Annotated in this window: 5 protein-coding genes, 2 tRNA genes and 2 rRNA genes (1 of these 9 running past the window's edge); 1 reads left to right on the forward strand and 8 read right to left on the reverse strand. The window is 47.7% G+C overall.

Annotation, left to right across the window (positions count from 1 at the left end; all coding sequences use genetic code 11):
* Positions 1-2 precede the first annotated feature (2 nt).
* Genes ACUJFK_RS17715 through ACUJFK_RS17730 form a run of 4 tightly spaced genes read right to left on the reverse strand, consistent with a single transcriptional unit; the run spans position 3 to position 2,979 of the window.
* Positions 3-569 carry a Maf family protein gene (locus tag ACUJFK_RS17715; protein ID WP_445425684.1) on the reverse strand — a complete coding sequence of 189 codons (567 nt, stop codon included), beginning with the start codon at positions 567-569 and terminating at the stop codon, positions 3-5.
* Positions 569-1,051: a rod shape-determining protein MreD gene (gene mreD / locus ACUJFK_RS17720; protein ID WP_445425685.1), complete on the reverse strand. Its 483-nt coding sequence runs from the start codon at positions 1,049-1,051 to the stop codon at positions 569-571. Before mreD ends, ACUJFK_RS17715 begins: the two co-directional genes overlap by 1 nt.
* Positions 1,051-1,908: a rod shape-determining protein MreC gene (mreC, locus tag ACUJFK_RS17725; RefSeq protein ID WP_226752416.1), complete on the reverse strand. Its 858-nt coding sequence runs from the start codon at positions 1,906-1,908 to the stop codon at positions 1,051-1,053. The genes mreD and mreC overlap by 1 nt, the downstream gene beginning before the upstream one ends.
* 27 nt (positions 1,909-1,935) lie before the next feature.
* A complete protein-coding gene (locus ACUJFK_RS17730; RefSeq protein WP_226752415.1) occupies positions 1,936-2,979 on the reverse strand; it encodes a rod shape-determining protein in 1,044 nt (347 codons plus the stop codon).
* 293 nt (positions 2,980-3,272) lie between these two features.
* Here ACUJFK_RS17730 and ACUJFK_RS17735 point away from each other — a divergent pair, with 293 nt between their 5' ends.
* Positions 3,273-4,205, forward strand: coding sequence for a 1-aminocyclopropane-1-carboxylate deaminase/D-cysteine desulfhydrase (locus ACUJFK_RS17735; protein WP_445425686.1), 933 nt, complete (start codon positions 3,273-3,275; stop codon positions 4,203-4,205).
* Between the two features lie 492 nt (positions 4,206-4,697).
* Here the strand turns inward: ACUJFK_RS17735 and rrf are convergent.
* The 4 genes from rrf to ACUJFK_RS17755 all read right to left on the reverse strand — a co-directional run.
* Positions 4,698-4,812: ribosomal RNA gene (gene rrf, locus ACUJFK_RS17740) — 5S ribosomal RNA — on the reverse strand.
* Between the two features lie 149 nt (positions 4,813-4,961).
* Positions 4,962-7,846: ribosomal RNA gene (locus ACUJFK_RS17745) — 23S ribosomal RNA — on the reverse strand.
* A 271-nt stretch (positions 7,847-8,117) separates the two neighbouring features.
* Positions 8,118-8,193 (reverse strand) — tRNA-Ala (locus tag ACUJFK_RS17750).
* A 91-nt stretch (positions 8,194-8,284) separates the two neighbouring features.
* Positions 8,285-8,326: transfer RNA gene (locus tag ACUJFK_RS17755), tRNA-Ile, on the reverse strand; it runs 35 nt beyond the window's last position.

The following is an 8,326-nucleotide window of genomic DNA, read 5'->3' on the forward strand; positions in this document are numbered from 1 at the left end:
GCCTACCTCGATAACTGCTGTAATAAACGATCTGTTTCACACAGCGGCAAACCTACTACAGCACTATAACTACCATGAATTTTTTCGACAAACTTACCGGCTAAACCCTGAATGCCATAACCGCCGGCTTTATCGCAAGGTTCTTTAGTTAACCAATAGTCAGCCATTTCGGCTTCACTAATTTCTCGGAAAAACACATCTGTTATTGCTAACGCTTGTAAGGTTTGGCTTGGTGAAACAATGGCAACGGCAGTCATAACTTGATGCTGACGGCCGGATAATAACTGCATCATAGCCAGAAAATCAGCATAATCCGTTGGCTTACCTAAAATTTTATTGTCAACCACCACACTGGTGTCTGAGCCCAGAACGGGTAATGCGTTGGCCATTTTTGCGGCGCCGACTTGTGCTTTTTGCAGTGCCAAACGGCTCACATAGGCGGCAGCCGTTTCATTTGGCAAAACACTTTCATCGATCGACGCACTGATTAAATCAAACTCCACACCCAACTGTTGCAACAATTCGCGCCGACGAGGTGAGGCTGAAGCTAAAGCAATTTTCGGATACATTATTGGATCTTAAATTGGCGGCGATAACGCCGTAGAAACCAAAACAACCAGGGCCAAACCAGCATGCCAGTCAGCACAGGCCACAAATAGGCGGGGCGGAAATTAACGCCCGTTAAAAAGTTACTCAACCAAAAAAGCAATAATTGATACAGTGCTAACAACAAACCGACTAATAAACTTTGCTGGATAACACCAAAGTTGCGAATTTGCAGATGGTTAACCGCCATCACAAAAGCAACCACTGAAAACGCTAAGGCGTTAACCCCTAACACAGTGCCCACCAGAACGTCGGTTAAAAACCCCATAAAGAAAGCCGTACCAATATTCACTCTACGTGGTAAGGCTAAGGTCCAATACATTAAAACAAGCAACACCCAATCGGGCCGAAATAAGCTGAATTGAAACGGTACCGGAATAACCGTCAGCAACAACGCTGTAATTAAACTTAAATAAATAAAACCTAAACCCTGTGCTGGGCGCATTATTCTGGTTCCTCTTCCTGCCGCACCGCTTCAACCTGCGTGCCTGGCCATAAGATCAACACATGTCGGATGCGATCCAAGCTGGCATAAGGTTTGGCATATACCGTCATAAACGGTTGGCTATCATCTCGAATAACGTTAATGACTTCCGCCACGGGATAGCCTTCAGGGAAACGGCCGTCCAAGCCAGAGGTTAACAAACGATCGCCCTCTCGAATATCGGTACTCAACGGTAAATGGATAACGCGCAGCATATCCCATTGGCCTAAACCTTCTGCCACGGTGCGCACCCCCGTACGTTCTGCACGTAATGAAACTGCATGAGTATTATCGGAAATTAACAAAGCGCGGCTACTATTTGGCCCAACGCTGACGATCTGCCCAAGCACCCCTTTTTCATCGATAATGGGTTGATGCACCGTGACGCCATCATTAGTGCCTTTGTTCAACACAATTTGATGACTAAAAGGATGGCTGTATACGGCAAGTACTTCAGCAATCAGGCGCTGCCCCTCGACCACAGGTGCTGAACCAAGTAACGCTCGTAGTTTGTTGTTCTCTTGTTTTAAAAACGATAACAACTGTAATTGCGTTTCTTGGTTCAATAAGCGTGTTTTGAGCTCAGCATTTTCAGCTAATAACTGCTGCTGAGACAAAAGCTGCTCTGAGGCACCGGAAATAAGACTTTCAGGTAAACTTGCCACATAAAATAGCGGGCTAACGGCTGAAGTGAGATAACTACGCAACTGCGTGGAGCTTTCGGTATAGCGGTCAACAAACATTAGCCCGACACTGCAGGCTATAGCAAATACTAAACGTAGCCCGAGTGCCGGGCCACGACTAAAAAAATCATTCATGTAGGTCTCTGACGGTGCTAAACCTCATTACTCGTAACTGAAAACATCGCCACCGTGCATATCGATCATCTCCAGCGCCTTACCACCACCACGAGCCACGCATGTTAATGGATCATCACCCACAACAACCGGAATACCGGTTTCTTCCATTAACAAACGATCTAGATCACGTAACAGTGCACCACCGCCGGTTAATACCATGCCGCGCTCAGAAATATCTGACGCTAACTCAGGTGGGGATTGCTCTAAGGCAACCATTACAGCACTAACAATACCGGCTAATGGTTCTTGTAAGGCTTCTAAAATTTCATTACTGGTCATAGTAAAGCTACGTGGTACACCTTCAGCAAGGTTACGACCACGTACTTCAATTTCTAACACATCGTCACTCGGGTAAGCCGAGCCAATTTCTGTCTTAATGCGCTCAGCCGTTGCTTCACCAATTAAAATGCCGTAGTTACGACGAATATAGTTAACAATCGCATCATCAAACTTGTCACCACCAATCCGCACGGAAGAAGAATACACCACACCATTTAACGAGATAATAGCGACTTCTGTAGTACCACCACCGATATCAACGACCATAGAGCCGGTAGCTTCTGAAACCGGTAAGCCCGCACCAATGGCTGCGGCCATAGGCTCATCAATTAAGTACACTTCACGCGCACCGGCGCCTTGGGCAGATTCACGAATAGCACGACGCTCAACTTGAGTAGAACCACAAGGAACACACACTAAAACGCGTGGGCTAGGCCGAAAAAAACTGTTGCTGTGCGCTTGGCGAATAAAATGCTGTAACATTTTTTCAGTAACATAAAAGTCTGCAATGACCCCATCTTTCATCGGGCGAATAGCTTTGATATTACCAGGCGTACGACCCAGCATGCGTTTAGCCGCATGCCCTACTGCTGCCACGCTCTTAGGACCACCGGCGCGTTCCTGTCGGATAGCGACTACAGAAGGCTCGTTCAAAACGATACCTTGGTCTTTTACATAAATAAGAGTATTCGCTGTACCAAGATCGATGGACAGATCATTTGAGAAAATGCCGCGCAGTTTATTAAACATGGAGAAGGTGGATCCTTTTAACAACATCCGACTGCTAAAGCCAACAAGAGCGTGTCAGCAATCAGAAAAAAAATTTAGAAGAGTTAACGCTATTCTAAGTAAGTCTCAGGCAAGAAAATAGCTTTTTATGACTTTTTTGCCAAATTAACCCAATTACTGAAAAAAACCACGTACTGCTGCTTTTTTGTCAGCTATTCACGCGCTTTGCTAACAAATCACTGCGTCAGTTATACTCGCTGCACCTTATACTGTAATAGTAATTTACGTTAAAGATAAGCAGACGAATAACGACGATGACACTTCCCCCAATACACTGGCAACGCTGGTATGACGAACGCCTCAACGCGAACAACAACGAGCTATGGTTATTAAACCTAGTCCCGCCTGTGGCTCAAATTGCGGGTAATAAGTGGCTAAAATTACACAACGCATTACAACAACGTTTGCCCACGCAAGGCATTCTTAGCTTAGGCGGAGCCTTTTCTAACCATTTAGCCGCCCTCGCTGCTGCTGGACACTATTACCATTTTCCGACCATCGGCTTAGTGCGTACCGAGCAGCTAGACTTAAATAACCCAACATTAGCCCAGTGCTTAAAGCATGGCATGCAATTACACGCCTTAACACGAACACAGTTTAGACAGCGTTCCAGCAGTGAGTTCAATTTATATTTGCAGCAACAGTATCCCGATTATCTTGTGATACCGGAAGGTGGCAGCAATTTACAAGGCGCAGCAGGCGTTGCCACATTACCGTTAGCCGAAACACCCAATGGTATTGCCGACCTACTATGCTGTGCTACGGCCAGTGGCGGCACTTTGGCAGGTCTGGTCGAGCGATATCCGCATACGCAAATATTGGGTTTAGCCGTCGTCAAAGACAGCGCCTTAACAGATAAGGTAAAACTATGCTTACCTCATTCGATGATAGCTGCCGCAAATGATCAAAACTGGTCAATTCAACCTGCCGACTCTAACTATGCCAAGGTATCTAACGAGTTAATTGATTTTTGTTGTCAGGCAAAACAACAACAAAATATCAGTATAGAACCGGTGTATACCGGCAAAGCACTACAACAGTTATTTAGGCTATTGGACCAAGGCAAGATCCCAGCAAATAAACGCATCGCTTTTTTCCACACCGGTGGCTTACAAGGTTTAGCAGGCTTACATTATCGAAAGATCCTCAGTGATCAGCAGTTCGAATTATTAAGCCGCAACCCATAGACCCGAACATTAAGAATTAAACCTCACCCTAACTCAAAGATAAAATCTTTATGAGGAAGATGCGATGCCTGCAGCAATGCGTGGCATAGCTTTATCAGTGGTACCTTTCCCATGCTCAGAATGTGTTTAGAGACCCTGCGGAAATGAAGAGACGTTAACATTAAATGAAAAGATCAAATCGATTAGCACGAAACAGCATAGGGCAGAATTTGGCTGGGGACGTCTTTTGCATGGATGCAAAAGAGGAGCGTACAAGGACGTATTAACCGCGTGCCCCAGCGAATTTTGCACTGTGCGGGCCATCATCGCTGTACTACTTTGCTCACCCCTTGCCTGGGGTTCGCCGCTGCGCGGCCAGCTAAAGCTGTCCAAAAACGTTCCAGACGTTTTTGTCGCATGGTGTCGCCCTGCTCGAGCAGTACACCGCACCAAGATATTTCAACCAATAAAAAAGCCCCACTCTTGCGAGTAGGGCTTTCTATTGAATGAGGTGCCTGGCGGTGTACTACTCTCGCATGGCGAATGCCACACTACCATCGTCGCAGCTGCGTTTCACTTCTGAGTTCGGAATGGAGTCAGGTGGTTCCACAGCGCTATTGCCACCAGGCAAAAACTTGTAGGGAACACGTTTTAACGCACTTTAGTGCGGCCCGTTAGGGTCAAATCCATGGATGGATTTGATAAAAACGTGTTCCAGTATTCGGCAATCTGATAAGTAAATTCACACTGTCATTCTAAAAACATCTTGGGCGTTGTATGGTTAAGCCTCTCGGGCAATTAGTATGAGTTAGCTTAACGTGTCACCACGCTTCCACACCTCACCTATCAACGTTGTGGTCTTCAACGACCCTTTAGTAGACTCGAAGTCTAAGGGATGACTCATCTTGTGGCCGGCTTCCCGCTTAGATGCTTTCAGCGGTTATCCGTTCCGAACGTAGCTACCGGGCAATGCCATTGGCATGACAACCCGAACACCAGCGGTTCGTTCACTCCGGTCCTCTCGTACTAGGAGCAACTCCACTCAATCATCCAACGCCCACGGCAGATAGGGACCGAACTGTCTCACGACGTTCTAAACCCAGCTCGCGTACCACTTTAAATGGCGAACAGCCATACCCTTGGGACCGACTTCAGCCCCAGGATGTGATGAGCCGACATCGAGGTGCCAAACACCGCCGTCGATATGAACTCTTGGGCGGTATCAGCCTGTTATCCCCGGAGTACCTTTTATCCGTTGAGCGATGGCCCTTCCATACAGAACCACCGGATCACTATGACCTACTTTCGTACCTGCTCGACGTGTCTGTCTCGCAGTTAAGCTGGCTTCTACCATTACACTAACCGTACGATGTCCGACCGTACTTAGCCAACCTTCGTGCTCCTCCGTTACTCTTTAGGAGGAGACCGCCCCAGTCAAACTACCCACCAGACACTGTCCGCAACCCGGATTCACGGGCCTACGTTAGAACATCAAACATACAAGGGTGGTATTTCAAGGACGGCTCCATCAGAACTAGCGTTCCAACTTCAAAGCCTCCCACCTATCCTACACATGTAGGGTCAATGTTCAGTGCCAAGCTATAGTAAAGGTTCACGGGGTCTTTCCGTCTAGCCGCGGGTATACGGCATCTTCACCGCAATTTCAATTTCACTGAGTCTCGGCTGGAGACAGCCTGGCCATCATTACACCATTCGTGCAGGTCGGAACTTACCCGACAAGGAATTTCGCTACCTTAGGACCGTTATAGTTACGGCCGCCGTTTACCGGGGCTTCGATCAAGAGCTTCGCTTGCGCTAACCCCATCAATTAACCTTCCGGCACCGGGCAGGTGTCACACCCTATACGTCCACTTACGTGTTTGCAGAGTGCTGTGTTTTTAATAAACAGTTGCAGCCAGCTGGTCACTGCGACTCTCCGTTGCCTACACCGCAAGGGCTTCACAACAAAGAGCGTACCTTCTCCCGAAGTTACGGTACTATTTTGCCTAGTTCCTTCAGCCGAGTTCTCTCAAGCGCCTTGGTATGCTCTACCTGACCACCTGTGTCGGTTTAGGGTACGGTCACCAATACCTGAAGCTTAGAGGCTTTTCCTGGAAGCATAGCGTTAGCAACTTCATCACCTTAGTGACTCGTCTCGTGTCTCAGTCTTAAGAAACCGGATTTTCCTAGTCTCTCAACCTACTCACTTTCACGCGGACTACCAACGCCGCGCTTGCCTAGCTTTCTCCGTCCCCCCATCGCAGTATTGGCCGGTACAGGAATATTAACCTGTTTCCCATCGACTACGCCTTTCAGCCTCGCCTTAGGAGCCGACTCACCCTACCCTGATTAGCATGGGATAGGAACCCTTGGTCTTTCGGCGGGGAAGTTTTTCACTCCCCTTATCGTTACTCATGTCAGCATTCGCACTTCTGATACCTCCAGCATCCTTCTCAAGACACCTTCGCAGGCTTACAGAACGCTCCTCTACCACTTGCACATAATGCAAGTCCGCAGCTTCGGTGAATGATTTTAGCCCCGTTACATCTTCCGCGCAGGCCGACTCGACTAGTGAGCTATTACGCTTTCTTTAAAGGGTGGCTGCTTCTAAGCCAACCTCCTAGCTGTCTATGCCTTCCCACATCGTTTTCCACTTAATCATTACTTTGGGACCTTAGCTGGCGGTCTGGGTTGTTTCCCTTTTCACGACGGACGTTAGCACCCGCCGTGTGTCTCCCGAGTAGTACTCATTGGTATTCGGAGTTTGCATGGGGTTGGTAAGTCGGGATGACCCCCTAGCCCAAACAGTGCTCTACCCCCAATGGTATTCGCTCGAGGCGCTACCTAAATAGCTTTCGAGGAGAACCAGATATCTCCGAGCTTGATTAGCCTTTCACTCCGATCCACAAGTCATCCCCTAATTTTTCAACATTAGTGGGTTCGGTCCTCCAGTTAGTGTTACCCAACCTTCAACCTGCTCATGGATAGATCGCCCGGTTTCGGGTCTACACCCTGCAACTATTCGCCCAGTTAAGACTCGGTTTCCCTACGGCTCCCCTATTCGGTTAACCTCGCTACAGAATGTAAGTCGCTGACCCATTATACAAAAGGTACGCAGTCACACCACGAAGGTGCTCCCACTGCTTGTACGTACACGGTTTCAGGTTCTATTTCACTCCCCTTACAGGGGTTCTTTTCGCCTTTCCCTCACGGTACTGGTTCACTATCGGTCAGTCAGGAGTATTTAGCCTTGGAGGATGGTCCCCCCATGTTCAAACAGGATACCACGTGTCCCGTCCTACTCGTTTTCACTATAAAAGCATTGTCGTGTACGGGGCTATCACCCTGTATCGCTGTCCTTTCCAGAACATTCCACTAACACCTATATAGCTTAAGGGCTACTCCGCGTTCGCTCGCCGCTACTAACGGAATCTCGGTTGATTTCTTTTCCTCGGGGTACTTAGATGTTTCAGTTCTCCCGGTTTGCCTCGCTACACTATGTATTCATGTAGCGATAGTGAGTAAACTCACTGGGTTTCCCCATTCGGATATCTGCGGGTCTAATGCCTCTTACCGGCTTCCCACAGCTTTTCGCAGGTTAGTACGTCCTTCATCGCCTCTGACTGCCAAGGCATCCACCGTGTACGCTTAGTCACTTAACCATACAACCCCAAAATGTCTTGAAGTGTACAGTGTGAATAAGGTATACAATTAAATGTAACCTTAGTTTCTTACTTTTTACATCAGCTTGCCAAATTGTTAAAGAGCAGTTTTGAGATTAAACTCAAATATAAACACTTAAATACTAAGCACTTATATTTGAATTCCTAGAGCAAGTATTAACAGTCTTACCAGCGGCCTTTAGGCTAGGCGCGGTGAACCGAAGCATACTTAAGGTATGTGAGGTTCGCTGCAACAACGCATAAAAGGTGTTGGTGGAGTTAAGCGGGATCGAACCGCTGACCTCCTGCGTGCAAGGCAGGCGCTCTCCCAGCTGAGCTATAACCCCAATCAAGGCAATTTCGTTTTAGGCAAGGCGCTTTCCTGCGAAGCATACTGAGGTATGCGAGTAGGGAAGCAACGAAGCATAAAGCGGAATTTGGTTGGTCTGAGTAGACTCGAACTACCGACCTCACCCTTAT

This window comes from Alishewanella sp. HL-SH06 (genome assembly GCF_052656265.1).

What these genes read in the sequence shown, in the direction of transcription:
- ACUJFK_RS17715 (WP_445425684.1), bottom strand. Translation starts at nt 569, where the DNA reads ATGTATCCGAAAATTGCTTTAGCTTCAGCCTCACCTCGTCGGCGCGAA.
- mreD (WP_445425685.1), bottom strand. Translation starts at nt 1,051, where the DNA reads ATGCGCCCAGCACAGGGTTTAGGTTTTATTTATTTAAGTTTAATTACA.
- mreC (WP_226752416.1), bottom strand. Translation starts at nt 1,908, where the DNA reads ATGAATGATTTTTTTAGTCGTGGCCCGGCACTCGGGCTACGTTTAGTA.
- ACUJFK_RS17730 (WP_226752415.1), bottom strand. Translation starts at nt 2,979, where the DNA reads ATGTTTAATAAACTGCGCGGCATTTTCTCAAATGATCTGTCCATCGAT.
- ACUJFK_RS17735 (WP_445425686.1), top strand. Translation starts at nt 3,273, where the DNA reads ATGACACTTCCCCCAATACACTGGCAACGCTGGTATGACGAACGCCTC.